The sequence below is a fragment of the Shewanella sp. H8 genome, assembly GCF_040285065.1.
In the GTDB taxonomy this organism is placed as follows: Bacteria; Pseudomonadota; Gammaproteobacteria; order Enterobacterales; family Shewanellaceae; genus Shewanella; species Shewanella polaris.
The window spans coordinates 2179158-2206068 of sequence record NZ_CP157213.1 but is presented as its reverse complement, the minus strand read 5'-3'; the positions used below and the strand labels follow the sequence as shown (position 1 = coordinate 2206068).

25 protein-coding genes and 3 pseudogenes are annotated in these 26911 nt (G+C 38.9%); 17 read left to right on the top strand and 11 right to left on the bottom strand.

Annotated features, from left to right (window positions below; genetic code table 11):
* Positions 1-682 precede the first annotated feature (682 nt).
* Both ABIS04_RS09565 and ABIS04_RS09560 read left to right on the top strand, forming a co-directional pair.
* Positions 683-1951 carry an IS4 family transposase gene (locus ABIS04_RS09565; RefSeq protein ID WP_350433329.1) on the top strand — a complete coding sequence of 423 codons (1269 nt, stop codon included), beginning with the start codon at positions 683-685 and terminating at the stop codon, positions 1949-1951.
* Positions 1952-1957: 6 nt separating this feature from the next.
* On the top strand, positions 1958-2896 hold the full coding sequence (locus tag ABIS04_RS09560) for a hypothetical protein (RefSeq protein WP_350433328.1): 939 nt from the start codon (positions 1958-1960) through the stop codon (positions 2894-2896).
* A gap of 207 nt (positions 2897-3103) precedes the next feature.
* Here ABIS04_RS09560 and ABIS04_RS09555 read toward each other — a convergent pair whose 3' ends face one another.
* Entirely contained in the window at positions 3104-4411 is a 1308-nt protein-coding gene (locus ABIS04_RS09555) for a site-specific integrase (RefSeq protein WP_350433327.1), read from the bottom strand.
* Between the two features lie 100 nt (positions 4412-4511).
* Entirely contained in the window at positions 4512-4784 is a 273-nt protein-coding gene (locus ABIS04_RS09550; protein ID WP_350433326.1) for a hypothetical protein, read from the bottom strand.
* Between the two features lie 421 nt (positions 4785-5205).
* On the opposite strand from ABIS04_RS09550, the gene ABIS04_RS09545 reads away from it, so the two are divergent.
* Positions 5206-5346: a hypothetical protein gene (locus tag ABIS04_RS09545; RefSeq protein WP_350433325.1), complete on the top strand. Its 141-nt coding sequence runs from the start codon at positions 5206-5208 to the stop codon at positions 5344-5346.
* On the opposite strand, the gene ABIS04_RS09540 is transcribed toward ABIS04_RS09545, so the two are convergent.
* Positions 5343-5789 (bottom strand): hypothetical protein, encoded by a 447-nt coding sequence (locus tag ABIS04_RS09540; protein WP_350433324.1) that lies wholly within the window; start codon positions 5787-5789, stop codon positions 5343-5345. The genes ABIS04_RS09545 and ABIS04_RS09540 overlap by 4 nt on opposite strands.
* 269 nt (positions 5790-6058) lie before the next feature.
* Here ABIS04_RS09540 and ccoN point away from each other — a divergent pair, with 269 nt between their 5' ends.
* From ccoN to ttcA, 11 genes and pseudogenes are all read left to right on the top strand, one after another.
* Positions 6059-7486: a cytochrome-c oxidase, cbb3-type subunit I gene (gene ccoN / locus ABIS04_RS09535; protein WP_350433323.1), complete on the top strand. Its 1428-nt coding sequence runs from the start codon at positions 6059-6061 to the stop codon at positions 7484-7486.
* Between the two features lie 12 nt (positions 7487-7498).
* Positions 7499-8140 (top strand): cytochrome-c oxidase, cbb3-type subunit II, encoded by a 642-nt coding sequence (ccoO, locus tag ABIS04_RS09530; protein ID WP_350433322.1) that lies wholly within the window; start codon positions 7499-7501, stop codon positions 8138-8140.
* A gap of 9 nt (positions 8141-8149) precedes the next feature.
* The gene (locus ABIS04_RS09525; RefSeq protein WP_350433416.1) at positions 8150-8326 is read left to right on the top strand and encodes a cbb3-type cytochrome c oxidase subunit 3; all 177 of its coding nucleotides are present in this window, start codon (positions 8150-8152) and stop codon (positions 8324-8326) included.
* A gap of 5 nt (positions 8327-8331) precedes the next feature.
* A complete protein-coding gene (gene ccoP, locus ABIS04_RS09520; protein WP_137227120.1) occupies positions 8332-9300 on the top strand; it encodes a cytochrome-c oxidase, cbb3-type subunit III in 969 nt (322 codons plus the stop codon).
* Positions 9301-9416: 116 nt separating this feature from the next.
* Positions 9417-9896: a FixH family protein gene (locus tag ABIS04_RS09515; RefSeq protein WP_137227121.1), complete on the top strand. Its 480-nt coding sequence runs from the start codon at positions 9417-9419 to the stop codon at positions 9894-9896.
* Positions 9897-9953: 57 nt separating this feature from the next.
* A pseudogene (locus ABIS04_RS09510) lies at positions 9954-12349 on the top strand (heavy metal translocating P-type ATPase).
* A pseudogene (gene ccoS, locus ABIS04_RS09505) lies at positions 12346-12484 on the top strand (cbb3-type cytochrome oxidase assembly protein CcoS); the annotation flags it as partial. The pseudogenes ABIS04_RS09510 and ccoS, both read left to right, overlap by 4 nt.
* A gap of 217 nt (positions 12485-12701) precedes the next feature.
* Entirely contained in the window at positions 12702-13391 is a 690-nt protein-coding gene (locus ABIS04_RS09500) for a sulfite exporter TauE/SafE family protein (protein ID WP_137227124.1), read from the top strand.
* 323 nt (positions 13392-13714) lie between these two features.
* The gene (gene etrA, locus ABIS04_RS09495; protein ID WP_350433321.1) at positions 13715-14473 is read left to right on the top strand and encodes an electron transport transcriptional regulator EtrA; all 759 of its coding nucleotides are present in this window, start codon (positions 13715-13717) and stop codon (positions 14471-14473) included.
* Positions 14474-14573: 100 nt separating this feature from the next.
* Complete coding sequence (uspE, locus tag ABIS04_RS09490) at positions 14574-15500, top strand: universal stress protein UspE (RefSeq protein WP_350433320.1); 927 nt, start codon at positions 14574-14576, stop codon at positions 15498-15500.
* An 89-nt stretch (positions 15501-15589) separates the two neighbouring features.
* Entirely contained in the window at positions 15590-16534 is a 945-nt protein-coding gene (gene ttcA, locus ABIS04_RS09485) for a tRNA 2-thiocytidine(32) synthetase TtcA (protein ID WP_137227127.1), read from the top strand.
* A gap of 94 nt (positions 16535-16628) precedes the next feature.
* Here ttcA and ABIS04_RS09480 read toward each other — a convergent pair whose 3' ends face one another.
* Together ABIS04_RS09480 and ABIS04_RS19660 are read right to left on the bottom strand one after the other, a co-directional pair.
* Entirely contained in the window at positions 16629-17273 is a 645-nt protein-coding gene (locus tag ABIS04_RS09480; RefSeq protein ID WP_350433319.1) for a DUF2987 domain-containing protein, read from the bottom strand.
* Positions 17266-18083, bottom strand: a pseudogene (locus ABIS04_RS19660) (glucosaminidase domain-containing protein). Before ABIS04_RS19660 ends, ABIS04_RS09480 begins: the two are co-directional and overlap by 8 nt.
* Before the next feature lie 269 nt (positions 18084-18352).
* On the opposite strand from ABIS04_RS19660, the gene yvcK reads away from it, so the two are divergent.
* Positions 18353-19297: a uridine diphosphate-N-acetylglucosamine-binding protein YvcK gene (gene yvcK, locus ABIS04_RS09465; protein ID WP_350433316.1), complete on the top strand. Its 945-nt coding sequence runs from the start codon at positions 18353-18355 to the stop codon at positions 19295-19297.
* Between the two features lie 234 nt (positions 19298-19531).
* On the opposite strand, the gene ABIS04_RS09460 is transcribed toward yvcK, so the two are convergent.
* From ABIS04_RS09460 to thrS, 5 genes are all read right to left on the bottom strand, one after another.
* Entirely contained in the window at positions 19532-20725 is a 1194-nt protein-coding gene (locus ABIS04_RS09460) for an amino acid aminotransferase (RefSeq protein WP_350433315.1), read from the bottom strand.
* Between the two features lie 249 nt (positions 20726-20974).
* On the bottom strand, positions 20975-21334 hold the full coding sequence (gene rplT / locus ABIS04_RS09455) for a 50S ribosomal protein L20 (RefSeq protein ID WP_011637486.1): 360 nt from the start codon (positions 21332-21334) through the stop codon (positions 20975-20977).
* Positions 21335-21350: 16 nt separating this feature from the next.
* Positions 21351-21545: a 50S ribosomal protein L35 gene (gene rpmI, locus ABIS04_RS09450; protein WP_011496149.1), complete on the bottom strand. Its 195-nt coding sequence runs from the start codon at positions 21543-21545 to the stop codon at positions 21351-21353.
* A 98-nt stretch (positions 21546-21643) separates the two neighbouring features.
* A complete protein-coding gene (gene infC / locus ABIS04_RS09445) occupies positions 21644-22090 on the bottom strand; it encodes a translation initiation factor IF-3 (protein ID WP_371833624.1) in 447 nt (148 codons plus the stop codon).
* 84 nt (positions 22091-22174) lie between these two features.
* Positions 22175-24103, bottom strand: coding sequence for a threonine--tRNA ligase (gene thrS, locus ABIS04_RS09440; protein WP_140234177.1), 1929 nt, complete (start codon positions 24101-24103; stop codon positions 22175-22177).
* A 480-nt stretch (positions 24104-24583) separates the two neighbouring features.
* Between thrS and ABIS04_RS09435 the strand changes: the two genes are divergently transcribed.
* Positions 24584-24784, top strand: a complete 201-nt coding sequence (locus ABIS04_RS09435; protein ID WP_350433314.1) for a CPXCG motif-containing cysteine-rich protein — start codon at positions 24584-24586, stop codon at positions 24782-24784.
* 62 nt (positions 24785-24846) lie between these two features.
* On the opposite strand, the gene ABIS04_RS09430 is transcribed toward ABIS04_RS09435, so the two are convergent.
* Positions 24847-25461: a riboflavin synthase subunit alpha gene (locus tag ABIS04_RS09430; RefSeq protein ID WP_350433313.1), complete on the bottom strand. Its 615-nt coding sequence runs from the start codon at positions 25459-25461 to the stop codon at positions 24847-24849.
* 28 nt (positions 25462-25489) lie between these two features.
* On the opposite strand from ABIS04_RS09430, the gene ABIS04_RS09425 reads away from it, so the two are divergent.
* Positions 25490-26851 carry an MATE family efflux transporter gene (locus ABIS04_RS09425; protein ID WP_350433312.1) on the top strand — a complete coding sequence of 454 codons (1362 nt, stop codon included), beginning with the start codon at positions 25490-25492 and terminating at the stop codon, positions 26849-26851.
* Positions 26852-26911: the final 60 nt, after the last annotated feature.

Genomic DNA, 26911 nt, shown 5'->3' with positions numbered 1-26911 from the left:
AACAATGTAGAGGTTGATGTCCAAACTTTTGATATTAATTACACTTTCACTTCGGTTTTTAGATAAAAAGTGTCTACAGATTTAGGAGGAAGATCAGTCTAAAAAACATTCAAAACCGGAGTCAGTAGTACGTGTGCCACATCTGTATACTGGGTGGGAATACCGAAATTGTATAACCATCAGTGGCCCAAATGTGCGAGAAAGAATGATAAAGCTAAAATGATATCAAGTGATTACCAACCAAATTGTATAAAAAACGGCTACCGCAATACAGCAAATTCCTATACCATCTTTTAAACCAATTTACATGAATGAATATAGTTTGCAGCATAGGCAGGGCAACGACAAAAGGCGCTGCTCCTGCTTTGGGTATCATCAGCCAGATTTGCATAGTCTAAATTGAACACGAGGTTCAAAAATGGAAAGTAAGAAAGCATTTATATTAATGCCATTTAGTGAGTCATTAAATGATGTCTATGAATTCTTAATAAAAGGAGCGCTCGTCGACGCTGGATATCAAGTAAAAAGAGCTGATGATATTAAAAGCCAGAGCAATATATTAGAAGACATTATCATAGACAGGATCTTTAGCAATAAACCTATATTTTAGATAGAAAAAAGGCCTTATTTATGATCTGATAATTGTCGCCAAACAAATCAACCTGAACAATAAATAAAGCCAATGACAATTATCACCTTAAAAAAGCAATTTATGCAATTCTTCAATGCAGACATCCTTCAAAAAATGGCTAAGCGCACTGGGTTTATACAGCGAAATCGCGCTGTACTACCTGAGTTACTGGTGCCGAGCTTGGTCTCTGCGTTGAGCAAAGGGAACTGCCATGCCATTGCTGACTTACATCGTCAGTTTAATGGTATGTGTCTGACAGAAAATGATAATGTGGCTTACAAACCTTTTCATAATCAGCTCCGCAAAGCCGCCTTTGCTGATTTTATGAAGCAACTGGTTCAGCTGGCTATCGCTCAGTTTGCACGCCAACAATGCGCTTCGCTTCCGAAGAAGTTGTCAGGCTTTGATGATATTTTGCTTCAGGACGGCAGTTCTTTTCATGTTCACAAGGCGTTAGCAGACGTGTACCCAAGCCGCTTTAAGCGTAATCCCGCCGCGATAGAGTGCCATATGACCATGTCATTGCGCACATTTAACCCCACGGCAATGGCGATAAGTGCTGATACCGCTTCAGAAAGAACCTATCTCCCCATGGCCTTTAGAATGAAAAACACACTGCTTCTGGCTGATGCGGGCTATCCTGATTTCGAATATTTTGCCAATGTGGAACGGCATCAAGGTTTCTATATTTTTCGGGGGAAAAAGTCACTCAACCCAAGAATAGTTGAAGCTAGAAATGGCAAGGGCCGTGTGCTGCCTAAGCTTGCCGGAGTGAAGCTTAACGACATCACGCGTCGCACCAATCGCTCAGAAGTGCTTGACCTAAAAGCCCAGCGGGGAACGCAGGAATTTCGAGTGATAAGGCGTTGGTTTGCAGAAGAAAAACGATTTTGCATCTGGCTAACCAACTTACCGGCAGAGTCTTACTCAGCCGATGACATTATGGCGATTTACCGCTGCCGCTGGCAGGTTGAGCTGCTGTTCAAAGAGTTGAAATCACATACAAACTGGCAGAGATTTGCCACCGCGCAGAAAGCGATAGTTGACGGCCTAGTATGGGCCAGCCTGCTGGCACTTATCATCAGACGCAGCACCGCGATGCGCATCATGCCTTCAGTTTCGCTGTTCAAAGCGGCAAAGAATGTGGACGTTTGGCTGCTGCCAATCTTTGAGTGTATCTGTCATCGGGCTTGGTCAGAAATAACAGAAAAGATAGACTGGGCGGTCTGCTATATAATAATAAACGCAAAAAAGTCACAACAAAGAAAATCTAGAAAAGACATAACGTTAGATGGAATTTTTGCAGGCCTTAATGCTTAAGGTCCAGTGTATGAAGACATTATAAAAGGAATTATAGAGAGTGACCTAATAGTAGCTGATTTAACCGATTCTAATGCCAATGTATATTATGAACTTGGTATTGCTCACGCACTTCAGAAAAAAGTCGTACTTATAACTCAAGAAATTGATGAGCTTCCATTTGATTTAAAATCCTATCTAGTAATAGGTTATACCACACACTTTGCAAGAATGAATGAAGCAAAAACTCAACTTCATCAATTAGCTCAAGAAGCTTCAAATGGGACATTACCTTTTGGTAACCCAGTAAAAGATTACGCTAAAATTCAAAATGTGAGTGAATCTATTTTTCCTGTTGTAGTAAATGATAGTAACTATGAAGAATCAGATTTAGGTTTTTTAGATCATATAGTACAAGTAGAAGAGACCTTTGAGGCCTTAACCGAGATTGTTGCTGTTGTTGGTAGTAAATTAGTTGATGAACTTACTCCTGAGATAAATAAAACTACTCAAATACTTACTACAAAAAATTTAACTACTAAACAGCGTCGAAACGTCATAAGAGAGTTAGCTAAATACGTAGATGATTACGCAAACCTGTTAAAACCAAAAAATGAAGAATATACAGAGTTGAATAAAAAAGTAGAGACAAGTATCGAGATTGTTTTAACTCTAAACCAAAATCATGATGAAGAATCTATTGAAGGTATAGAAAATTTCTTAATTGGTTTTGAAACTCTAGAAAATGGAGCTCAAGGAGGGAGAGATGGTTTTATTGGTATGTTAAGGATAATGGAAAAACTACCAAATTTAGAGAAAAGCTTTAATCGTGCAAGTAAAGAGCTACAGCGAGAGTTACAGCTTTTTATTAATAATATTGATCAAACAATCTCAATGGCTTCAAGAGCAAGAACTTTAGGTAAATCGCTATTAGCAAAAGTATTGGATAAAGTTCCTTTGAACTGACACTGATCTCAATTAATTTGATGACATAAATACTCTATTTAACATAATATACATTGTGCGCATACTTGTTCGTACATTAGAGGTTGTGTTCAATACTAAGTCTTTGTAGGCATTGATTGCTTATTAACTGCCTAATGCTGCTTAATATGCTGTTTAACATCGTGCTGAGATTGCATACTTTCAACTTTATCGGTCAATGGTAGCCAATTATTTAATCTCAGCAAGATGATTTAATGGTTTATTGAATGCACTTTGGTGTCGTTCAGTTTGCGTGGTGTGTAAATACTGTGATGTGGTGTCGATGCTTTCATGGCCGGCATCGGCCTGGACATGTGATAACGGTCGACGGTTAATATTGATGTCGTGCGTTATCCCAGTGTGGCGAATATTATGCGCGCTGAGTTTTCTCATTAGTTGGCTGTCATGCTCAAAACCATCTTTGGCTGCATTGTCTGCGGCTAAATTAATGAGCTTATCGATTTCGTCGCGTATATGTCTGATGCCCAGATTGGCGTTGATGACTCCAGATTCTCTACCATGAGCTGCAGCTTTATGGCGCACGAATATTGGGTGTTGGTCGTTGATGTTAGGTAAATCACTAAGACGCAGAAAACGTCGGTAATCGACTAAGCCTGCCAGTAATGCTTTTGAGATTGCAATATTACGGGCTTTGCCACTTTTAGAAAACGGTACATTAAAATACCAAATACCAGAATGTGAGTCTTGTCTGAACTGACTCATGATGGGTGCATAACCCGCACGAGCGCTGATTTCAGATATACGTAAATAGCAGCTATATAATAGTGTGATTAAAAACAAACTGCGTTGATGTTGTTCTGGTTGATTTTGCGCTAATTGCTCAACAGTACTGATAACGTATGACCATTGTAGTTCAGTGAATGCGTGGTTGTTATTGTCTTCGTCGATGGTGAATTTACGTTTAATCGCAAACCGACTGTGTTTAAGCCATAACTGAGCCGGGTTTCGTTCTGTATATTCTTCGCTAATTAAGTAGCCATAAAAGGATGATAATATTGCCACTTTAGTTTTTAACGCATTATCACTCAATTGATATGGCTGACATTTACCGAGTTGTTTTTTCCCTATAAATGGTCGCCATTGTGGATTTGGTGCTCGCTCTCCAGTGGCTTTGTCGAGTTTAAATTGCGCTACATTGAAGTAACCGATTAGTTCCGTTGGTGGTGATTGACAGTAATCGATGTATTTAGCGATGTCTTTACGCGTGACCGCGATTGGCGATAATGCCACAACATCAAAGCACCAATGTAGATATGTAGTTAATTCACTGCGGTAGGCTTTGTAGTTATTTTCCGTCTGTTTTTGCTCAAATAACCAATCGGCACAGTGCTCTATGATAAGTCCTGCATCGGCAACTTTATCTATTGAAATTCGGGTAATATATTGATTTACAGCTGGATTACCTTGTAAAACATACTCTGCAGCATCAAATAGTGGCAACACTGGCGGCAACTCATCAATGATATTATTGGTCATGTGAATAAATATAGGTTATTGATTATATTGCCTTATTGTACTATTTTTTAGCTGATGCCGATAATGTTATTTATCGGCATCAATCATGCTGATATTAATATCAGTTTTTAACATATGCATATTTCGGTTCTGCAATTTGATCATCTGTTATTAATTGTTGTATGCACTGCTGGATGGCATTTGTTGGCATACAAGATTGTTGGCATTGTTGATTGTGGCAAGTCGAGCGCTTTTGGCAGCTCATTAAGCATAATTGCCAAATGGTTTGTTTACTGGTTTTATCCAGACATTGTAGATCAGCAGCACACAAATGACCTGCTTTGATTAATTGTGCCACTTTATCTGCATCAATAGATACGTTGACTCTGTTCATGTGTGCTCCTTATTTATCACAACGGTAAATGAAATCAGTAAACATGATGTTGGTTAATCAGTAGATTTCTTTTAATCGTCTTATGCCCTACTGACCTAAAGGGCCATATGTTATGTGTTAATAATACATCAATGAGAATGATTATCAATTACAATTTAAGGAATATCACTACTTCTTTGTTTTTGATCATGAAAAATATACCAATAAATCTTGAATATGAGCTCTGCAGCAGTATGGTGCGATAGTGAAATTTTATTAGGTATCTGGAATGACTGCGTGAATGATGATGTTAAATGTGACTTTATGCAGAATTAAGCTTATAAAAGCACAATTCTATACTATGTGCCGTTATCTACCTTAACTCTGCCCTAGTCTTCAGGAAGCTTGTCACTTTACTTAGATATGCTTACTTGTAACTGTTATGAATATTTTTGTAATGACTCAGATCATCGATATTTATGCCTATTTAGTCGTTAAAACTAAACGACTAAATGACGATATTTCACCTTGTACTTGGCATAAATACTTAACCGTTAGCATTAACATGACTATTTATCGTTAATTGTTATCGGCTAAAAAGTCATAGATTAATGTACGTGGTTGTTGTTGATAGTCAAATGAGACAAACACTCTCCACACCATATAATTACTACTGCATGAGCCAAAAATGAGATTTCCGTGTATTTCATTGTCTGTTACAGAGGATAATGACACAGGTATAACGCCCATGAACATATCTCGACCTTCTACTCTAACTGAAATATTAGTGATCGCTTGTGTAGATGTTAACGTAAGATTTAATGGTTTTTCACTTGGAGTATTGACTGGATCGATCATTAAACCAACAGTAATGTCCGCTACTTTTTTGTAACATTCACCCGTTGAAAATTGACATAAAGTTTTGTCTACAGGGAATGTTTGTTTTTCTGCTGTGTTATCACCATTGCAGGCCATTAAAAACATTAAGGAAAATGTAAGAATGATGAACTTGTTTATTTTATACACAATTATTAACCTTTCTACTTGTATTGATAACATGATCTTATGGATATTGATCTAAATCAAATTTGAGATGCGTTGTGAAGTATCTTTTTTGACTTAGCTCAAGTATCATTACACCGCCTTGTGATAGAGATCATTTACACGAGGTAACATCTTGACAAATGGCCCTAAAAACGGTGTAAACAGCTCGATTTATCGCCATATGTTAATCTAACAGGTAAAGTCCGCTTTACTAAATATTAAAAGTATAAGTAATAAGCCGTGGAAGCATTATGATGAACCATTCCCAGTCTACAGGCGCTGATTACAACTACACTATTGTCCGCCAATTCGCATTAACCACAGTTTTGTGGGGAATCTTTGGTATGGCAGTAGGTGTATTGATTGCGGCTCAGTTAATCTGGCCGCAACTGAACTTCGACACACCTTGGTTAACGTTTAGTCGTTTACGACCTTTACATACCAATGCGGTGATTTTCGCGTTCGGAACATCAGCTCTTTTCGCTACATCCTACTACGTTGTGCAACGCACTTGTCAAGTCCGTTTATTTGCGCCTAAATTGGCCGCATTTACCTTTTGGGGTTGGCAAGCCGTTATTATTGCAGCTGCAATTACATTACCTTTGGGCATAACCCAAAGTAAAGAGTATGCAGAATTAGAATGGCCTATCGATATCGCTATTGCGGTTATATGGGTTAGTTATGCAATCGTCTTTTTTGGCACAATCGCTAAGCGAACTACATCCCACATTTATGTGGCTAATTGGTTCTTTGGTGCCTTTATCATTACTGTTGCAGTACTTCACATTGTTAACTCAATGGCAGTACCAGTAAGCTTATTTAAGTCTTACTCGCTGTACTCTGGCGCAGTCGATGCGATGGTTCAGTGGTGGTACGGTCATAATGCGGTAGGCTTCTTACTTACAGCTGGCTTCTTGGGGATGATGTATTACTTCGTGCCTAAACAAGCTGGTCGTCCAGTGTATTCTTACCGTTTATCTATTGTCCATTTTTGGGCATTGATTGCGTTGTACATTTGGGCTGGTCCTCACCACTTACATTACACTGCCCTTCCTGACTGGACTCAGTCTTTAGGCATGGTAATGTCATTAATTTTATTCGCGCCATCTTGGGGCGGTATGATTAACGGTATTATGACCCTGTCTGGTGCATGGCATAAGCTACGTACAGACCCTATTTTACGTTTCTTAGTTGTTTCATTGTCTTTCTACGGTATGTCTACCTTCGAAGGCCCAATGATGGCAATTAAAACAGTTAATGCTTTATCTCATTATACTGACTGGACCATTGGTCACGTTCATTCTGGCGCGCTAGGCTGGGTTGCAATGGTGTCAATTGGTTCTTTATATCACTTAATTCCAATTTTATTCGGTCATGGTCGTATGTACAGCAGTAAGCTGGTTAACGTTCATTTCTGGTTAGCAACTATCGGTACTGTGTTGTATATCGTTAGTATGTGGATTTCTGGTGTTATGCAAGGTCTTATGTGGCGTGCGGTTAACTCTGATGGAACACTAACATATAGTTTCGTTGAGAGTTTAGAAGCATCATATCCATTCTACTTTGTACGCTTTATTGGTGGTTGTTTCTTCTTAACGGGTATGTTCCTTATGGCTTATAACGTTATTCGGACCGTTAAAGCACCTAAAGATTCACTACCTGCTATTGCAGAAGCTTAAGGAGCCGATTCGATGAAATTTAATCATGAATTAATTGAAAAAAATGTCGGTCTGCTTGCTATCTTCACTGTTATCGCCATTAGTTTTGGTGGTTTAGTGCAGATTACCCCACTGATATTTCAAAAAGACACTACTGAACCTGTTGAAGGTCTTATTCCTTATACAGCGTTACAGATTGAAGGTCGTGACATTTATGTTCGTGAAGGTTGTTACAACTGTCACAGCCAAATGATCCGCCCTTTGCGTGCTGAAACAGAACGCTATGGTCATTATTCTGTTGCTGGTGAGTCTGTTTGGGATCATCCATTCCAATGGGGTTCTAAGCGTACAGGTCCTGACTTAGCCCGTGTTGGTGGACGTTATAGCGATCGATGGCATGAAGTTCATTTAACGAACCCTCGTGACGTTGTACCACAGTCAAACATGCCTGGTTTTCCTTGGTTAGCCGAGAATAAACTAGACGGTGTACTCACCGGTGACAAGATGACTATTCTGCGTAATCTCCATAAAGGTGGTTATAAAGGTGGTGGTAAAGAAGGTAATGACCTTTACACTGATGAAGAAGTCGCCGGCGCTCAAAAAGCGGTTGAAGGCAAAACAGAAATGCAGGCACTGATTGCTTATTTGCAATCTTTGGGTCACGCACTCAAATAGGAGGCAATGATGGATTATGGTACTTTTCAAGGTATTTTAACCATAGTTGTTATGGTGACCTTTGTAGGTATATTTTTCTGGGCATACAGTAAGCACAGCAAGTCAAATTTTGACGAAGCGGCTAACTTGGTGTTTACCGAAGAAGAACTTACAAAAATGTCAAAAGACTCGGGAGATCAGAAGTAATGATTATGAGTAACTTTTGGAGTATTTGGATTTCTGTACTGACGATTGTGGTTATTGTTGGTTGTTTTATCCTTCTTAAACTGGTGAATAATAATTACACCGGAGTAGAAGAAGGTAAATCAATGGGCCACAGTTTTGATGGCATTGAAGAACTGAACAACCCACTCCCTAAGTGGTGGGCATACATGTTCTATTTGACCATCTTTTTCGGTGTGATCTATTTAGCTCTGTATCCTGGCCTTGGTAACTACAAAGGTCTATTTGGTTGGACAAGCTCTAACCAAAGCATTGGTACTGATAAAGGCATTAAAGCTGACTCAGCTGCAGCGCTTGAAGCAGCAAAAGCAGAAAACCGTTTATCTCAGTATGACCGCGAAGTGGCTCGTGCTGAAGAGAAATACGGTCCTATTTTTGCGGCCTATTTAGCGACACCATTAGAAGAACTGGTTAAAGATCCTGAAGCATTAAAAGTGGGCGGACGTTTGTTTTTACAAAACTGCTCACAATGCCATGGTTCTGATGCTCGTGGTTCTAAGGGCTTCCCTAACCTTACCGACAGTGATTGGTTATATGGTGGTGAACTTGCCACAATTAAAACCACAATCATGAATGGTCGTAACGGTATGATGCCGCCTAAAGGTGGTTTACCTATCGAAGACAGCGAGATTAAAGGTCTTGCTGAATACGTGGTTAAATTGTCTGGACGTGAACATGACGAAGCGTTAGCTGCCCAAGGTCAAGGATCATTTATGAAAGGTTGTTTTGCATGCCATGGTATGGATGCAAAAGGTAACAAGTTCATGGGTGCACCTAACCTAACTGATAATATTTGGTTATATGGCGGTAGTCGTGGTGTGATTCAACAATCTATCACTAACGGCCGCGCTGGCGTTATGCCTGCATGGAAAGACATTCTTGGTGAAGAGAAAGTCCATGTGGTTGCTGCTTATGTTTATAGCTTATCAAACAAATAGTTATATATAAGTAACATCAAGGCCTCGAATTTATCGAGGCCTTTTTTTTAAGTGATTATTAAGCCATTACGGGGTAAAATACCCCCCGAATTATTTCAATGATTTTAGGATGTATCATGTCGACAGAACCCCCTTGGTATAAACAGTTTTGGCCTTGGTTTTTAATTGTTTTACCTATGTGTGCCGTTATTGCCAGTTTAGCCACGTTAAAGATTGCTTTGGATAATTCTGATTCATTAGTTGCTGAAGATTATTATAAACAAGGCAAAGCCATTAACATGGATTTGCGTAAGATAAAATATGCTAAACAAATTGGCATGAAATTTTTGGTTACGGTTGCAGATCAAGAGTTAACCATCACTCAACACGGTGGCCCTGAATATCGTGCGGCGCTTAATGTCCGTTTTTATCACCCTACCATTGAAGCTAAAGATTTCAGTCTTAATGCCACGGCAGACGCCAATTATGTTTATCACATCCCTTTAGATGATGCGATTACCGGGCCTTGGGAAGTGCGTCTTGAAGGATTTGACGCTAAATGGCGTATCCAACAACGCATAGATATTAAAGATGACGTTGAATATTGGCTAAATTAACACCATATCCATGTTGTTTCTGTGTGATGACATATTTAATTAAGCTGGTATAAATAGATGACATCTTGTTTCCATTGCAATGAGCCGGTACTCACGGGTGATAAGTTCACCACTGTGATTAATGGGCAACCACAACCTATGTGTTGCCCTGGTTGCCAAGCGGTTTCGCAGGCCATTATGGATGCTGGTTTAAGCAGTTATTATCAATTCCGTAGTGAACCGGGTCATCGTCAAACAGGTTTAATACCAGAGCAATTGTCACAATACAGTGCCTATGATTTACCTGAAGTTCAGCAGGATTTTGTTCACAAAAAAGATAATATCAACTCAACGTCTTTGTCTATCGACGGCATTACCTGTGCGGCATGTGCTTGGTTAATCGAACATAAGCTCAAGCCCGTTGCTGGTATCAGCAATGTTTTGGTTAACTCTACAACACAACGGGCGTTAGTCAGCTGGGATAGTCAGGTTATTCAACTCAGTGAAATCCTGCAGATTATCAGTAAGGTTGGATATCAGGCCGCACCTTATCAAGTTGATGAACAAGAAAAACAATCAAAAGCAGACAGTCGCAAGTTTTTATTACGTTTAGGCCTTGCTGGTTTTGCAACCATGCAGGTAATGATGTTTGCCCTTGCCTTATACACTGGATATTTTTCCGATCTAGAGGTTGAGTTTCGGGACTATTTTCGTTGGGTGAGTTTGATCTTTGCGGCACCTGTCGTGCTGTATTCTGCACAGCCATTTTATTTCAGTGCAATTCGTAGTTTATTAAGTGGCAAACTTAATATGGATGTATCTGTTTCTATTGCTATATTTGGTGCTTATGTGGCCAGTTGTATTGCCACTATTCAGGGCAATGGTGAAGTGTATTTTGAATCAGTATCCATGTTTACTTTCTTTTTATTATTGGGACGTTATTTTGAACAAACGGCTAGGCAAAAAGCCTCTGTAAGTTCAAGCAATTTACATAAACTGGTGCCACTCACTGCGCATCTGCGTTGCAACGGTGAAATTACTGAAATTGCCGCTAAACAATTAAAGATTGGCGATATTATTTTAGTTAAACCGGGTGAAGTAATTGCCGCAGATGCTGAAGTCGTTAGCGGACAATCGAGTGTTAATGAAGCAATGCTGACGGGTGAACAGATGCCAATTGGCAAACGTGTGTCTGATAGCGTTTATGCTGGCACCATTAATGTTGAACAACCACTTGAGGTCCGTGTTGTCGCACTTGGGCAAGATCAACTGGTTGCTGAAATTATTCGTTTGCAAGAGTTAGCATCAAACAATAAACCCGCCATTGCATTATTGGCCGATCGCTTAGCGCGCTATTTTTCTGGCACGGTTTTATCGATAGCGGCAATAACATATGTGGTGTGGTTATTCATTTCTCCTGATGATGCCTTTTGGATTACCTTATCAGTACTGGTTGCGACTTGTCCTTGTGCCCTCGCCCTTGCAACACCAACAGCGGTAACTTGTGCTTCAGCTATTTTTACTAAGTTGGGTGTTATTCCTCGAAAGGCCGGTGTTTTTGAAAAGCTACCCAAAATCGATCATGTGGTATTTGATAAAACGGGAACCTTAACCTGTGGTCATTTATCGATTGGTGAAGTGAAAACCTTTGGCGGATATTCATCTCAACAAGTTCTCTCGCTCGCCGCCGCAATAGAGCAAGGTTCATTACATCCCATCGCGTTAGCTTTTTCACCTTTTTATGATCATCAACACAGAGTTGAACTCATTGATCACCATATTGGTTTTTAGGTATTCGCGCCAGCATTAATCAACAACAAGTTTGCATTGGAACTTCACAGTTTGTTATGCCTTCACTTAACATAGTGTCTCCGCAAGCCATAGAAAGTCAGTGGATTTATTTATCTATTGATAATGAATTGGTTGCCAAGATCGAATTGCTAGACCAGTTGCGTGCTGACAGTTTAGCAACAGTTAATGCGTTAAAAGCCGCAAACATAAAGCTGAGTATTGCGAGTGGAGATAATTCAGGACATGTTGAGTTTTTAGCGAAAAAGATAGGTATTTCGGATGTACATTCAGGTTTGTCACCTCAAGGTAAGTTAGCATTAATAAATCAATTACAACAGCATGCTAATGTTGCTATGTTTGGTGATGGTATTAATGATGCACCAGTATTAGCAGGAGCCAATTTGTCTGTTGCTATGGGCAGTGGTAGTGCTATTGCTAAAAACAGTGCCGACTTAATTTTATTAGGCGATCATTTATCTCGTTTTAACGATGCTATTTTTGTGGCTAAGAAAGCACAACAGATTATTCATCAGAATTTGTTATGGGCCTTTGCTTATAACATGGTTATTTTGCCATTAGCGGTGACAGGACATGTTGCCCCGTACATTGCAGCTATTGGCATGTCTGTTAGTTCACTTATTGTGGTGAGTAACAGTTTACGGCTTCTTAGGATTAAATTATGAGTATCATTTACGTATTAATACCTATTGCGATGTTGTTTGTCATTATTGCAGTTTCGATTTTCTTTTGGGCCGTAAAATCTGAACAATTTGATGATTTAGATAGACAAAGTGTGTCGATACTGTTCGATGAAGATGACACAATTGCAAACAATAATGCTAGTGCCAGTGCGAATACAAACAGCAATGTTGATGATGACTCATCCATAAATTCTTCCGCTATTAAACATTCCCTAAGTGATAGTTCTACGAGTGACATTTTTACGAGTGAGAATGATGTTACATCTTCTCCTATCGACCGTAATGTTAAACCTGTTGGTTCGACTACCACTCATATTAAAGCAGAGTAAGTCCAGTGATCGAATATAACGTTGGTGGTGCTTTTATTGTCGGGTTGATGGGTGCAGCGCATTGTTTTGGAATGTGTGGCGGTTTAATCGGGGCTTTTTCTGCCAATATTCCTTCTCAAGGACAATCTCGTTTAGGTACGCAACTTAAATTTCTTTTTAGTTATAATTTAGGACGTATTTTTAGTTACACAATGGCAGGTGCCATTGTAGGAGGCAGTGTGTCTGCCCTTGGTCATCTATTCGATGCTGATAGCTATTTAATCTTTTTACGCATTTTTGCGGGTATTATGATGATTTTTACTGGGCTTTATATTGCTCAGATATGGTTTGGAATTGTACACATTGAAAAAGTTGGCAAAATACTGTGGCGCTATTTACAACCGTTAACCCGTAAATTCATTCCTATTACACATCCGTTGCAAGCGGTTATGGCTGGTATGGTTTGGGGGTGGTTACCCTGTGGGCTGGTGTACAGTACACTAACCTGGTCAGTTGCATCAGGTAGCGCATTACAGGGTGGTTTAATTATGTTCGCATTTGGTTTAGGCACATTACCTGCTCTATTTGCTGCCGGATTAGCGGCTAAAACCTTAGCTCAGTGGGTTCAAAAACGTGCAGTGAGATTGTTTAGCGGTGGGTTATTAATATTGTTTGGTTTGCAAACACTTTATATCGCTTTTAATCAACTAAACTAGTTTATATATGTTAACAAATCATATACTGTAACTAAGATATTGATAATCTATAGACGACAATTATATAGTTAAACACTATTTTCATGAAAAATATTCTCTTGTTCTATGCTCATATTGTATTGATACGTTAAGGCATATCAACTAGGTTTTATCTCAACAGTGTGAACAAGCTTAGCTAGATTTGTGTTTATATATCAACACATAAGTGTCTATATTACACGCCCCATTCATTTCATTTAGTCCATATAACTCTACTGCTGCAGTAGTACTTATTAATGAAGAATGGTATAACATAGAACAATCTTCATTAATTGAGAATGGGTATGTCTTCAGATTTGATTAAAACTCGACGTCCACCGGCCAGCGGCAGTGCCATTCATTGTCATGACTGCAGTATGGAGGCGCTATGTATCCCTTTTACGTTAAATAATGATGAGCTCGATAAGCTCGACAACATTATTGAACGCAAAAAGCCCATCCAAAAAGGGGATCTTATCTTCAAATCAGGTGATGCTCTCAAGTCATTGTATGCGATTCGCTCTGGTACGATTAAAAGCTATACCATTACAGAACAGGGTGATGAGCAAATCACTGGTTTCCACCTTGCTGGTGATGTCATTGGTTTTGATGGTATACATTCTAAATATCATCAAAGTTTTGCCCAAGCATTAGAAACCTCAATGGTATGTGAAATACCTTACGAAACGCTAGACGACCTATCTGGAACTATGCCTAAGCTTCGCCAACAAATTATGCGCTTAATGCTTAATGGTAACGAAATCATGAGCGACCAAGAAATGATCCTCCTCCTATCAAAGAAAAATGCTGAAGAGCGCTTAGCTGCATTCATTAATAATTTAGCTAATCGCTTTGGTAACCGTGGTTTCTCCTCTCATGAATTCCGTCTTACAATGACACGCGGTGATATTGGTAATTATTTAGGGTTAACGGTTGAAACGATTAGCCGTTTATTAGGTAGATTTCAAAAGTCTGGGTTAATAGATGTAAAAGGTAAATATATTTCTATTACCGATCATGCGGCTTTGAGTAGCCTTGCTGGAAACGCTCGTATAGCTACTTAAATTGAATATGCATGATCTATCTCAACGTTTATTTATTAGGAAATATTGATACTGTAAATAGACAATACAAATAACAAAATTTATCAGTTTCGGAGGTTTTATGAAGGATTATAAAAAGATACTTGTGGTAATCAATCCTACGACGGATACCCAACCTGCATTGGCGCGAGCTGTTGAATTAGCCTCTAAAAGTCAGGCCAAGATAACGGCTTTTTTATCAATCTTTGACTTTTCTTATGAAATGACCTCAATTTTGTCTAGCCAAGAACGCGAAGCTATGCGTCAAGGTGTTATCGATCAACGTGTTGCTTGGTTAGAAAATGTAATAAGTGGCTCAAATAAGCTTAATAATATCAACACTGAAGTGGTCTGGCATAATCGCCCTTTTGAAAGTGTGATTAATTATGCGATGAAAGGTCAATATGATTTAATCGTTAAAAGCACCCATGAACACGACAAGCTAAAAGCCGTTATTTTTACCCCGACCGATTGGCATTTAATGCGTAAATCACCTATTCCTGTGTTGCTAGTAAAAGAACATGATTGGCCAGTAACGGGTAACATTATTTGTGCGGTTAATGTGGTAACTGATGATAAAGACCATCAGGACCTTAATGGCAAAATTATCAGTTATGCCCTTGATTTAGCGAAAAAATTCTCCGGAAATGTACATTTAGTTAATGGTTTCCCTGGCACGCCAGTTAATTTAGCCATTGAATTACCCGATTTTGATGCCAATGTATATAACAATACTGTGCGTATGCAGCATGAGCAAAGAGTTCAATATTTAGCTCAAGCTTATGATATTCCTTTAGCAAACTGCCATGTTGAAGAAGGTTTACCTGAAGATGTTATTCCTGAAATGGCAACTAAGTTAGATGCCGAATTAGTTGTGCTAGGCACTGTAGGTCGTACTGGTTTTTCAGCAGCGTTAATTGGTAATACCGCAGAACATGTTATCGACAGTATCAATTGTGATTTGTTAGCAATTAAACCAGACGGATATAAATCACCATTAGAAGATTAGTTGCAAGAGAATAGGTTAACTACTTTACCCTGCCCCAGAATACTGGAATAATACGCGCCCTGAAACACTTAGTTACTGGGCGCATTTTTATGTCTGAAGTTGAAGTCGATATTATCACTAACACAAATAACACTCGTATGCATAAACTGCAGAGACGCCTTCGACGTGAAGTCGGTTCGGCTATTGCAGATTATAATATGATCGAAGAAGGTGACCGTGTTATGTGTTGCCTATCTGGCGGTAAAGACAGTTATACCATGTTGGATATTTTATTAAATCTTCAGCAACGTGCCCCAATCAATTTCGAAATTGTGGCGGTTAATCTAGATCAAAAACAACCAGGATTTCCCGAACATATTCTACCCGCCTACTTAGACAAACTAGGCGTTGCTTACCATATTTTAGAAAAAGATACCTATTCAATCGTTAAAGAAAAAATTCCTGAAGGCAAAACGACTTGTTCATTGTGTTCGCGTTTACGCCGCGGCACCCTTTATGGATTTGCTCAACACATTGGTGCGACAAAAATTGCATTAGGTCATCATCGTGATGATCTTATTGAAACACTATTCTTAAACATGTTTTATGCAGGCAAGCAAAAATCTATGCCGCCTAAATTATTGTCTGATGATGGTGCCAATATCGTTATTCGTCCGTTAGCCTACAGCCGCGAGAAAGATATTGAAGAATATTCGACGCTGAAATCGTTTCCTATCATTCCTTGTAATTTGTGTGGTTCACAAGAAAACTTAAAACGTGGTGCCATTAAAGACATGTTGCAAATGTGGGATAAACAACACCCAGGTCGAATTGAAACCATTTTCACTGCAATGCAAAATACCGCGCCATCGCAAGGTGTAGATAGAGAACAATTTGATTTTGTGTCATTAGAACGCAATCCTGATGCAGCCAACAATGGTGATGTTGCTGATGCTAATTTACCAGCGTTTGATTTTGTTGATATTAATAACAATGGTCATATAAATTTAGACATCAGCAATCGGATTGATGTAGTTGAAACGTTTAAGCCTTAATGATAGTTCTGATGATAATAGAAAAAATAAAGGCGTTGAATTCAACGCCTTTATTTCATTATTATTTGACTGCCACTTGATTGTTACTTCGTCACTAGCGGGCTGACAATATCGGGTTTCTGAGAAATGATATCTGTTGTAATTGGTTGATTTTTTCAAGTGTTAGCGGATATGTTTCACTCACCATTGATTCTACATTATCAATAACAAGCTTGACCTTTTCGTTATCATTCTGCATCTTATCAAACTCAAATGTCAGTCCATTTATAGGGTTACGGAAGTACTTCATTGGAAAACCTTGTAACCCATCTAGTAATCGATTCATATCCGCGGTCAATGCTAACAGTTCTGTTTGAGTGTAGCTTTGCTTTGCTTCTTTAGCGCGAACTTGCATGGCAATAGCACATTTTGAAGCATCGCCAATTACATGAATATTGACGAGCGCACGGTCAGATTTTAGTTGTGCATCATAAGGAATAAATATTCGCTGTTGCTTGGTATACGTTAACGGATACTGTTCTTTTTCGGTTGTAATGCTTCCTGACTTTATCATGCAATCTGGCGTCATCGGCACACTGAATGCTAGCTCAACTAAAGGAAAGTTTTGTTTGTTAACTTGCTTTAATCGGTCATCATAAAAACCTTTGTATTCTAATGAAACGGTTTCTGCAAAACTGTTATTTATCATTAACATTGTTGATATAAACATAAATCCGTTAAGTAGCGTGCGATTACGCATTAGCGTTGTTTCCTTGTAAATATGACTTATTGTGTTTAAGCATTTCGAGTAGCTCATCTATGTATTCGTCTTTTCGTTCAGAATAATTAATTAATCCATAAACCAATTTGTCAGCAGTGAGTTTGACATTTTGCCCGCGTAAATCGGCACGAATAGAACGGAATAAACGATATGCAGGATGGGTATTCAAGTTGTTCATATACGCAACAATTGAATCTTTTGGTGAATCAAATACTGCTACCTCGTGTGTTTTACCGTTATCTCTGTTTAATGGTACTAAACCACAACCTTCACTAAAGCACCATTGGCCAAAAAAGTTAAACCCTTCAACAGCAAAACGAGAACTCCCCCAACCGCTTTCGTTGGCAGCTTGTATTAACACCATTGACCCGGAATTATATCGATACGTTTTAATAATGGAGTTAAGGTGTTCCGAGTCACTAATTTAACGTCATATTGATACTTTTCGAAAATTGAGTTTAACCTCTCATTATCAGATTTACTTAGCTCTAATCCATTATCAATTTGTTCTATAACACTTATTAGAAATTGACGATCTTGGTTAATAATGTGATTTTGCGCTTCTATCGCCGGACGAAAATAGTCAAAGAAGGTTTGTTTTTTAGTGGGGATGTGATCTATTTCAGCAAACATAGGCATATCACCTAAATCAATATGATTGAATTGATCGGTGCTTGACTGTAAAGATACAGTAGTGGTGTCAGGAATAATAAATAGTCTCATCGTCAACAAAGCAAAAATGGCTAAGCCTATCGCAAATGTCACTTGACCTATATTACCTATCTTCAATAGTACCTGCCTTATTAAAAATGCTATTTCGACTTATCTATTTTGGTAATTATAACCTTAAAATCGATAGGATACAGCCAACTACTTTTGAGCGATTGAGTGATCGCCATCTATTGATATGAGTATGTTAAGTCATCATCTACAAAAACTAAAATTAATTACACTTTCATGACAATATACAGTTAAAATTAAACCGACATTATCATTAGGCAGTTTTTCATTTTCTGCATATTTTTTTATTCAACAACTCAAGGATTTGAGAACAGATTATGTTGAATCACAAACTTAAGAATTATCATCATGTAGTAGCCATAGGTGGTGGCGGACATGGTTTAGGCCGCATTCTTGCTGCATTATCATTTCTGGGTCCTAAATTAACTGGGGTCGTAGCAACTACAGATAATGGTGGGTCGACTGGGCGACTAAGACAAGATCAACAAACAATTGCTTGGGGAGACTTACGTAATTGCCTTTCCCATTTGGCACATAGACCTTCATTAGGTTCAATGCTATTTGATCATCGCTTTACCGGTGACAATGAACTGTCTGGTCACAATTTGGGTAACGTAGTGCTTCATGCACTTGATCAACTTTGTGTAAGGCCACTCGAAGCGGTAAATTTAATTCGTGGTCTACTGAAAATTGAAACTAATATTATTCCAATGTCTGAAGCCTCTACCCATCTTGTTGCACTTTCGCATTGTGGTAGTAAAGTCTTTGGAGAGCTTAATGTCGATGGCATGTTAGAAGCGCCAATTGCATTGCTATTAGAGCCTGAAGTTGAAGCAACATCAGAAGCGTGTATTGCGTTAGCTAAAGCAGATTTAATTATAATAGGCCCCGGAAGTTTTTTAACCAGTATTCTGCCTCCATTATTACTCCCGCAAATAGCCAAGAGCATTCGTGATGCTAACGCACATGTCATATTGATTGATAATTTAACAGCTGAATACTCACCTGCTAGCACTTTCAGTATTGAAGATAAAATTGCTTGGTTCAATCAGATTATAGGTCAAAACGTTATAGCCGATGTCATACAACATGGCAGTAGCGTTAAATTGGCTCATTATCAAATAAATGGTGTTCGATTTAACCAATTTCCTTTAGTTAGTCAGCACCATCCCGGGTTGCATGATAAAAAGGCATTGTCAGAAGCTATTGACCAAGTATGCCAGCTGCATTATCAGCCGATTGATTTGGCAGCACAAATGTAAAACGTTATAAGATAGTTAAGTGAATAATGTAAATAATTTTACGATAAGTCGAGTTAAGCAACTCAGATGCATATTGGTAGTGATATTTGTGAACGGCGGGAAGAGTTTAAGGCGTTTGTTATCAATCAATTACAGTAGATTTGCTGACGTGTTGTTATATTAATTTATATAGAACAATGTTAATAAAAAAGGCTGCATAATGCAGCCTTTTTTATCTACGGTGAAATGGGTAAACTAGAGCACCTGAGCTATCGCTTTACACACCGCTGGCATATTATTTTTGGTTAAACCGGCAACACTAATACGACCAGAGCCAACAATATAAATAGCGAACTCATCTTTTAAACGAGCCACTTGGCTTTTATTCAAACCTGAAAAACTGAACATGCCATTTTGACGGGAAATAAAACTAAAATCTTGTTCAACGCCTTCGGCTTTGAGGCTTTCAACGAATAGTGCGCGCATTTCAGCAATACGTTCACGCATTTGAGTCAGCTCACCTTCCCATTCTTGACGTAATGCATCATCAGCTAAAATAGTACTGACAATTAATCCACCATGAGCTGGAGGATTAGAGTAATTAGCTCGAATAGTTTTCTTTATTTGGCTAAAGCTTTTGACAGCATCAGCTTGATTTTCACCAACAATCGTTACCGCGCCAATACGCTCATTATACAAACCGAAATTTTTGGAAAATGAATTGGCAATAAGCATTTCTGGAACCTGTGCGGCAACGGCACGAAGACCTTGTGCATCTTCTTCAATACCCGCACCAAAACCTTGGTAAGCAAAGTCAAATAATGGTAATAACGATTTAGTTAAACAAATATTTCCCACTTGTTGCCATTGCTCAATTGATAAGTCGATACCCGTTGGGTTATGGCAACAGCCATGAAGCAATATAACATCACCTTCGTTAGCATCTGATAAGTCAGCCAACATTGCATCAAAATCCATATCATGGGTTTCGGCTTTATAGTAACGATATTCTTTTACTGTTAATCCAGCCGTTTCAAAAATATTTTTGTGATTCGCCCAAGTCGGGTTACTAACCCAAATTGTTGTTGAGCCAGTATTACGAACTAAAAACTCTGCAGCCACACGTAATGCACCTGTTCCGCCTGGAGCTTGCGCAGTTACGGCACGTTTGTCTGTAATGATTTTGCTTTGAGGGCCAAATAATAAATTTTGTACCGCTTGGTTGTATGCCTGTACGCCTTCAATGCCGAGATAATTCTTAGATTTTTCTGTTTCAAGCAAAATAGCTTCAGCTTTTTTTACCGAAGATAAAATAGGCGTCTGCCCTGCTTCATCTTTATAAATGCCTACACCTAAGTTAACTTTGTGAGGGCGTGTATCTGCTTTAAATGCATCAGTTAAGCCTAAGATGGGGTCTGCTGGAGCAAGTGTTACTTGAGAAAAGATCATTACAACTATCCTAAATGAAGTGAATAGACAAACTTTGCTTAGTTATACCATTGTATGGCTACGGTGAGTAGTGAGATATTTAATAGTTGAGATAATTTTATGATAAATTAAACATTGCTCAACTTTAAGGGCATTTTAATACTCGTTTCAAAAATTTAAGCCTTAGTTGATAACAAACATTATTAAAAATTTTAATTTAGGCATAAAAAAAGGAACCCTAAGGTTCCTCTTTTTAACGCGACAAACTAATTACTTAGTTAACGCTTCTTTTGCTTTCTCAACTAAAGTTGCAAAAACAACTTTGTCGAAAACAGCGATGTCAGCCAAAATCTTACGATCGATTTCAATAGACGCCTTCTTCAAGCCGTTAATGAAACGGCTGTAAGACAGACCATTTTGACGAGACGCTGCATTAATACGTGCAATCCATAACTGACGGAATTGACGTTTTTTCTGACGACGGTCACGGTAAGCATATTGACCAGCTTTAGTTACTGCCTGAACAGCAACACGGTAAGTACGGCTACGAGCGCCATAATAACCTTTCGCTAACTTTAAAACTTTCTTGTGACGAGCACGTGCGGTTACACCACGCTTAACTCTTGGCATTTTCTAAACTCCTAAATTAAGCGTATGGTAGTTGACGCGCGATTGCTGGAACGTCAGATTTAGCAACTAAACATTTAGCACGTAAGTGACGCTTACGCTTAGTGCTTTTCTTGGTCAAAATGTGACGTAAGTGTGCTTGCTTGCGCTTGAAACCATTAGCGGTTTTCTTAAAACGTTTCGCTACACCCTTGTCTGTTTTCATTTTAGGCATTTCTAAAACTCCGCATTGGGACGTTAATAAACGTAAGGCGAGCAAAAGCCTCAAAGACTTTTGCTACTTTAGGTTGCCCTACTATTTCTTTTTAGGTGCTAGCACCATATAATTGCTTGTCGACCTTCCATTTTCGGGAAAGATTCGACAACCGCATATACTTCCAAATCAGCCTTAATACGGTTCAAAAGATCCATACCTAGGTTTTGGTGTGCCATTTCGCGACCACGGAAACGCAGCGTAATTTTCGCTTTGTCCCCATCTTCTAGAAAACGAATCAGGTTGCGTAGTTTTACCTGATAGTCGTTTTCATCAGTACCAGGACGGAATTTAATTTCCTTAACCTGGACCTGTTTCTGCTTCTTCTTTTGTTCCTTTTGAGCTTTCGCTTTATCGAAAAGGAACTTACCGTAGTCCATTATGCGACAGACAGGAGGCTCAGCATTGGGACTGATCTCTACAAGATCAACTCCGGCTTCATCTGCAACATTCTGAGCTTCTTTTATACTTAATATACCAATTGGTTCACCATCTAAACCTGACAAACGGACTTCAGGTACACCAGTGATTTCATCATTGATTCTATTAGGGGCTGGCTGTCGCCCTGCTGTTCTTTTGATCTTTATGACCTATTCCTCCAACAATTTGAGACTACGGAGCGAAATTTGTTGACGTATCATCGCGGCGAAATCTTCTAGTTTTAACTTGCCTAAATCGATACCGTCACGTGTACGCACCGCTACTTCCTTATTTTCCATTTCTTGATCACCAACGACCAACAAATAAGGCACACGTTTTAAAGTGTGTTCGCGTATTTTAAAGCCTATTTTCTCATTCCTCAAGTCAAAAGATGCTCGAATACCCTGATCTTTGAAGAATTTTACAATTTCTTCAACGTAATCAGCTTGTTTATCGGTAATATTCATTACAACAACTTGCATTGGAGCAAGCCATGTTGGGAATTTACCTGCGTATTCTTCTATCAATATACCGATGAAACGTTCTAATGAACCTAAAATCGCACGATGTATCATCACCGGAGTCTGGCGACTGTTGTCTTCAGCTACATAAGTAGCACCTAAACGAGTCGGTAATGCATAATCAAGTTGTACTGTACCACATTGCCATGCACGATCTAAACAATCATGCAAAGTAAATTCGATTTTTGGGCCATAAAAAGCACCTTCACCAGGTAATATTTCAAATTCAATATTATTATCTGTTAATGCTTGCTTTAAATCGTCTTCAGCTCGGTCCCACATGTCGTCATCACCAATACGCTTTTCAGGGCGTGTTGATAATTTTACCACGATATTTTCAAAACCAAATGTAGCGTATGTGTCGTATACCATTTGGATACATGCACTGACTTCTTGTTGGACTTGATCATCAGTACAGAATACGTGAGCGTCGTCTTGAGTAAATCCACGTACGCGCATTAAGCCATGTAATGAACCTGATGGCTCGTTACGATGACAACAACCAAACTCAGCCATACGCAATGGTAAGTCACGATAAGATTTTAACCCTTGGTTGAAAATCTGTACATGGCCTGGGCAGTTCATAGGCTTAATTGCATATTCACGGTTTTCACTGTTAGTGGTAAACATGGCTTCTGCGTATTTATCCCAATGGCCAGAACGTTCCCATAACACGCGATCCATCATCAGTGGGCCTTTCACTTCTTGATAAGTGTATTGACCTAGTTTTTGACGGATAAATTTTTCAAGTTCTAAAAATATGCTCCAACCATCGTTATGCCAAAACACCATTCCTGGCGCTTCTTCTTGCATATGGTACAAATCTAATTGTTTACCAATTTTACGATGGTCACGTTTAGCTGCTTCTTCTAAGCGGACTAAATGGGTTTTAAGTGCTTTTTTGTCTGCCCATGCTGTACCGTATATACGTTGCAGCATTTTATTATCTGAATTACCGCGCCAATAGGCACCAGCAACACTCATTAATTTAAAATTTTGGCAAAAACGCATGTTTGGTACGTGCGGTCCACGACACATGTCGATATATTCTTCGTGGTGATAAAGTGCAGGTGTTGCATCTTTACTGATGTTTTCATCAAGAATAGCAACCTTATACACTTCGCCACGTTCACTGAATACATCATGAGCTTCTTGCCAAGAGACCACTTTTTTAACGACGTTATAATTAGTTTTCGCTAAAGCCATCATTCGCTTTTCTAAGGCTTCAATATCTTCATGGGTCAGCTTATGATCTAAATCTATGTCGTAGTAAAATCCGTTATCAATAACTGGACCAATTGCCATTTTGGTTTCTGGCCACATTTGTTTGATCGCGTGACCTAATAAATGTGCACAAGAATGGCGAAGGATTTCAACACCCTCTTCGTCTTTAGCCGTAATGATAGCTAACTCTGAATCTGCTGTGATTAAGTCGGTTGCATCTTTAAGCTCACCGTTAACACGGCCAGCGATACACGCCTTGGCTAAACCAGGGCCGATGTCTAATGCAACATCAAGAGTCGATACAGGATTGGCAAACTCACGTTTGCTGCCATCAGGCAAGGTAATAATAGGCATGAAGCTTCCTTTTCCAGTGGTGACCCACACGTAGGGTCACATGGTAATTAAATATGTTCAATTTGAACGAGAGACACGTTAATGAAATCAAGACAGTACAGGAGTCTTAGTTACCCAAAAACGTAAGCTTTTATTTTATGCGATAACCGGATTATGGCGCAACCATACGAGGGGAAATAATAAGTAGTTTTTCAATTTAATTTTAAATAGCTGTTTTAAAAGGATATAACCATAAATCAAATCAGAAAGGCCGTGGATATAAAATGTAAATATGCCCAGCAGGGTAACCATTAAGTCGAAATACAAATTATAGATGAATATATTTGATGGCTTTACCTGTTGTATTTAAAGGCGTTTAATCAAGTAACACTTTAAAGTCTAGTTTTTAAGTGAGTAAAGTCGCCTGCTTTCGATTTATTGATCCAAAACATATAATTCTCACTATACTTGTTTATAACGAGTGCTTGAGGAGTATTAAATATGAGACTGCTATCGCGCGCCATTAGTTGCCCTCATTGCGGGCATTACCAAGATGTCACTATAGATGCCAGTTCTGGTGACCAAGAATATTACGATGACTGTCGTATATGCTGTAATCCAATACACATCCGAATGCATCTATATGATAATCGACGAACAATCGAACTTCATATTGATTCAGACGATGAACAAATTTATTAATCCTTAACCACTGGCTCTCATTACATAGCCAGTGGTTAATAATCAACCAAACACTTAGTTAGTTATCCAAGCTGTTTTTTAGCTAAAATGCGCTCCACTGTATCAACAATAACCTGCGTTTGGCTGTCTATTTCAATATTGATTTTACTACCAACCTTATAAGCGCTTAAGTTGGTTAATTTTAAAGTTTCTGGAATTAAGTGCAGTATAAAACCATTTTCGCTTACCTTGCCTACCGTTAAGCTACAGCCGTTAATACCCACAAATCCTTTGTAAAAGATGTAGTTCATCCACTGAGGATCGACTTGCAGTTCAATATTATAATGCTCGTTAGTGTGACTAACCGCTTTTACTGTAGCTTGAGTATGCACATGGCCAGATAAAATGTGCCCACCAATTTCGGTACCAAATGTTAATGAACGCTCAATATTAACCTTGTCGCCAACCTTTGAGTCACCTAGGTTTGTCACTGCCAAAGTTTCTTCCATTACATCGAAAAAAACCTTATCATTTAGTATCTTGGTTATAGTAAGACAAACGCCATTATTGGCTACGCTAGCACCTGTTACTAATCCTTGTGTTAATTCAGGTGTCATCGCAATTTCAAAAGTATTAAGACCGGTATCATGATGAATTGACACGATTTCGCAATTAGCTTGAACTATACCAGTAAACATATTTTTCTCGTTCCGTAATAGGTTTTTAATGAATAATACAGGGTTTCAAATATCTCGCTTAATAAAATTAGCGCTCCCAGTACTCGTTGCGCAAGTGACTCAGACCATGATGGGCTTTATCGACACGGTTATGGCTGGCCGAGTCAGCGCGATAGATATGGCAGCCGTCGCTTTGGGAACAAGCCTTTGGTTACCAGCGATTTTATTTGTTCAAGGCTTGTTAATGTCCTTTACCCCAGTATTTTCTCAACATCATGGGGCCAATAATCAACAAGTTATTCCGTCACTCATGTATCAGGCTGGTTATATTGCCATAATAGGCAGTATAGGAGTGATGATCTTTCTCGCATCTTCTACATATTTACTCGACTTGATGCATTTAGAACCCAAATTACATTCTCTTACAGTCGGATATATTAATGCCATTTTATGGGGAGCCCCTGCTTTTGTACTTTATCAAGTATTGCGTGGTTGCAGCGAGGGCATTTCTTATACAATGCCGACCATGATGATTGGGTTTATTGGTTTAGCCGTCAACATTCCGGCCAATTACGTGTTTATATATGGTGGTTTTGGCATTCCTGCAATGGGAGGTGCCGGTTGTGGCGTTGCTACTGCATTAGTTTTTTGGGCTATGTTAGTTGCCATGATCATTTATATGTTGGTTGATAAAACCTTTAAAGAGCTTAAATTATTTAAACAATTTTTTCGTCCTCATCTAGCCAGTATGTGGTCTATGACCAAACTGGGAATGCCAATAGCAATGGCGTTATTTTTTGAGGTTAGTCTATTTGCCATCATTGCATTATTTTTAGCGCCGTTGGGAGCTAATGTAGTCGCCAGTCATCAAATTGCCCTTAACTTCTCTTCAATTGTATTTATGATGCCGCTATCAATTGGTATCGCAGTGTCTATTCGAATTGGCTATTACTTAGGCCGTGGACAACCGGAAATATCTGCTTTGGTGGCAAAGGTTGGTTTGGGTTTATCATTAACGCTGGCTATATTTACTGCATTTTTAACAATAACCTTTAGACATCAAATTGCCTTATTGTATAACGATAACCCAGAGGTTGTAGCTCTAGCAGGAAGCTTGATGATGCTTGCCGCGCTTTATCAAATCTCAGATTCTATTCAAGTTGTCGCTGCAGGCGCATTACGTGGCTACAAAGATACCCGTAGTGCCTTTTACATCACTTTATTTTCATATTGGTGTATCGGAATGACTACAGGCTATATTTTGGGATATACAGATTGGGTCGTTGACGCAATGGGCGCACAAGGTTTTTGGATTGGATTGATTGCAGGATTAACAACCGCCGCAATTTTGTTTTTTATTAGGTTGAAACACATTCAAACTAAAGGAATTGAGTTTCAACAAATTGGCTAATTAAGCGTGTTTATTCAAGGTTAACTGATTCATATTGCTTAACCTTGAACCAAGTTGCAC

Bases quoted from the DNA above. Each gene is read 5' to 3' on its own strand.
- rpmI (WP_011496149.1), bottom strand. From the start codon at position 21,545: ATGCCTAAAATGAAAACAGACAAGGGTGTAGCGAAACGTTTTAAGAAA.
- uspE (WP_350433320.1), top strand. From the start codon at position 14,574: ATGAAGGATTATAAAAAGATACTTGTGGTAATCAATCCTACGACGGAT.
- ABIS04_RS09550 (WP_350433326.1), bottom strand. From the start codon at position 4,784: ATGAACAGAGTCAACGTATCTATTGATGCAGATAAAGTGGCACAATTA.
- etrA (WP_350433321.1), top strand. From the start codon at position 13,715: ATGTCTTCAGATTTGATTAAAACTCGACGTCCACCGGCCAGCGGCAGT.
- ABIS04_RS09515 (WP_137227121.1), top strand. From the start codon at position 9,417: ATGTCGACAGAACCCCCTTGGTATAAACAGTTTTGGCCTTGGTTTTTA.
- ABIS04_RS09565 (WP_350433329.1), top strand. From the start codon at position 683: ATGACAATTATCACCTTAAAAAAGCAATTTATGCAATTCTTCAATGCA.
- yvcK (WP_350433316.1), top strand. From the start codon at position 18,353: ATGTTGAATCACAAACTTAAGAATTATCATCATGTAGTAGCCATAGGT.
- ABIS04_RS09525 (WP_350433416.1), top strand. From the start codon at position 8,150: ATGGATTATGGTACTTTTCAAGGTATTTTAACCATAGTTGTTATGGTG.
- ccoO (WP_350433322.1), top strand. From the start codon at position 7,499: ATGAAATTTAATCATGAATTAATTGAAAAAAATGTCGGTCTGCTTGCT.
- ABIS04_RS09435 (WP_350433314.1), top strand. From the start codon at position 24,584: ATGAGACTGCTATCGCGCGCCATTAGTTGCCCTCATTGCGGGCATTAC.
- ttcA (WP_137227127.1), top strand. From the start codon at position 15,590: ATGTCTGAAGTTGAAGTCGATATTATCACTAACACAAATAACACTCGT.
- rplT (WP_011637486.1), bottom strand. From the start codon at position 21,334: ATGCCAAGAGTTAAGCGTGGTGTAACCGCACGTGCTCGTCACAAGAAA.
- ABIS04_RS09460 (WP_350433315.1), bottom strand. From the start codon at position 20,725: ATGATCTTTTCTCAAGTAACACTTGCTCCAGCAGACCCCATCTTAGGC.
- ccoN (WP_350433323.1), top strand. From the start codon at position 6,059: ATGATGAACCATTCCCAGTCTACAGGCGCTGATTACAACTACACTATT.
- ABIS04_RS09425 (WP_350433312.1), top strand. From the start codon at position 25,490: ATGAATAATACAGGGTTTCAAATATCTCGCTTAATAAAATTAGCGCTC.
- ccoP (WP_137227120.1), top strand. From the start codon at position 8,332: ATGAGTAACTTTTGGAGTATTTGGATTTCTGTACTGACGATTGTGGTT.
- ABIS04_RS09545 (WP_350433325.1), top strand. From the start codon at position 5,206: ATGAATATTTTTGTAATGACTCAGATCATCGATATTTATGCCTATTTA.
- ABIS04_RS09480 (WP_350433319.1), bottom strand. From the start codon at position 17,273: ATGCGTAATCGCACGCTACTTAACGGATTTATGTTTATATCAACAATG.
- ABIS04_RS09430 (WP_350433313.1), bottom strand. From the start codon at position 25,461: ATGTTTACTGGTATAGTTCAAGCTAATTGCGAAATCGTGTCAATTCAT.
- ABIS04_RS09555 (WP_350433327.1), bottom strand. From the start codon at position 4,411: ATGACCAATAATATCATTGATGAGTTGCCGCCAGTGTTGCCACTATTT.
- thrS (WP_140234177.1), bottom strand. From the start codon at position 24,103: ATGCCTATTATTACCTTGCCTGATGGCAGCAAACGTGAGTTTGCCAAT.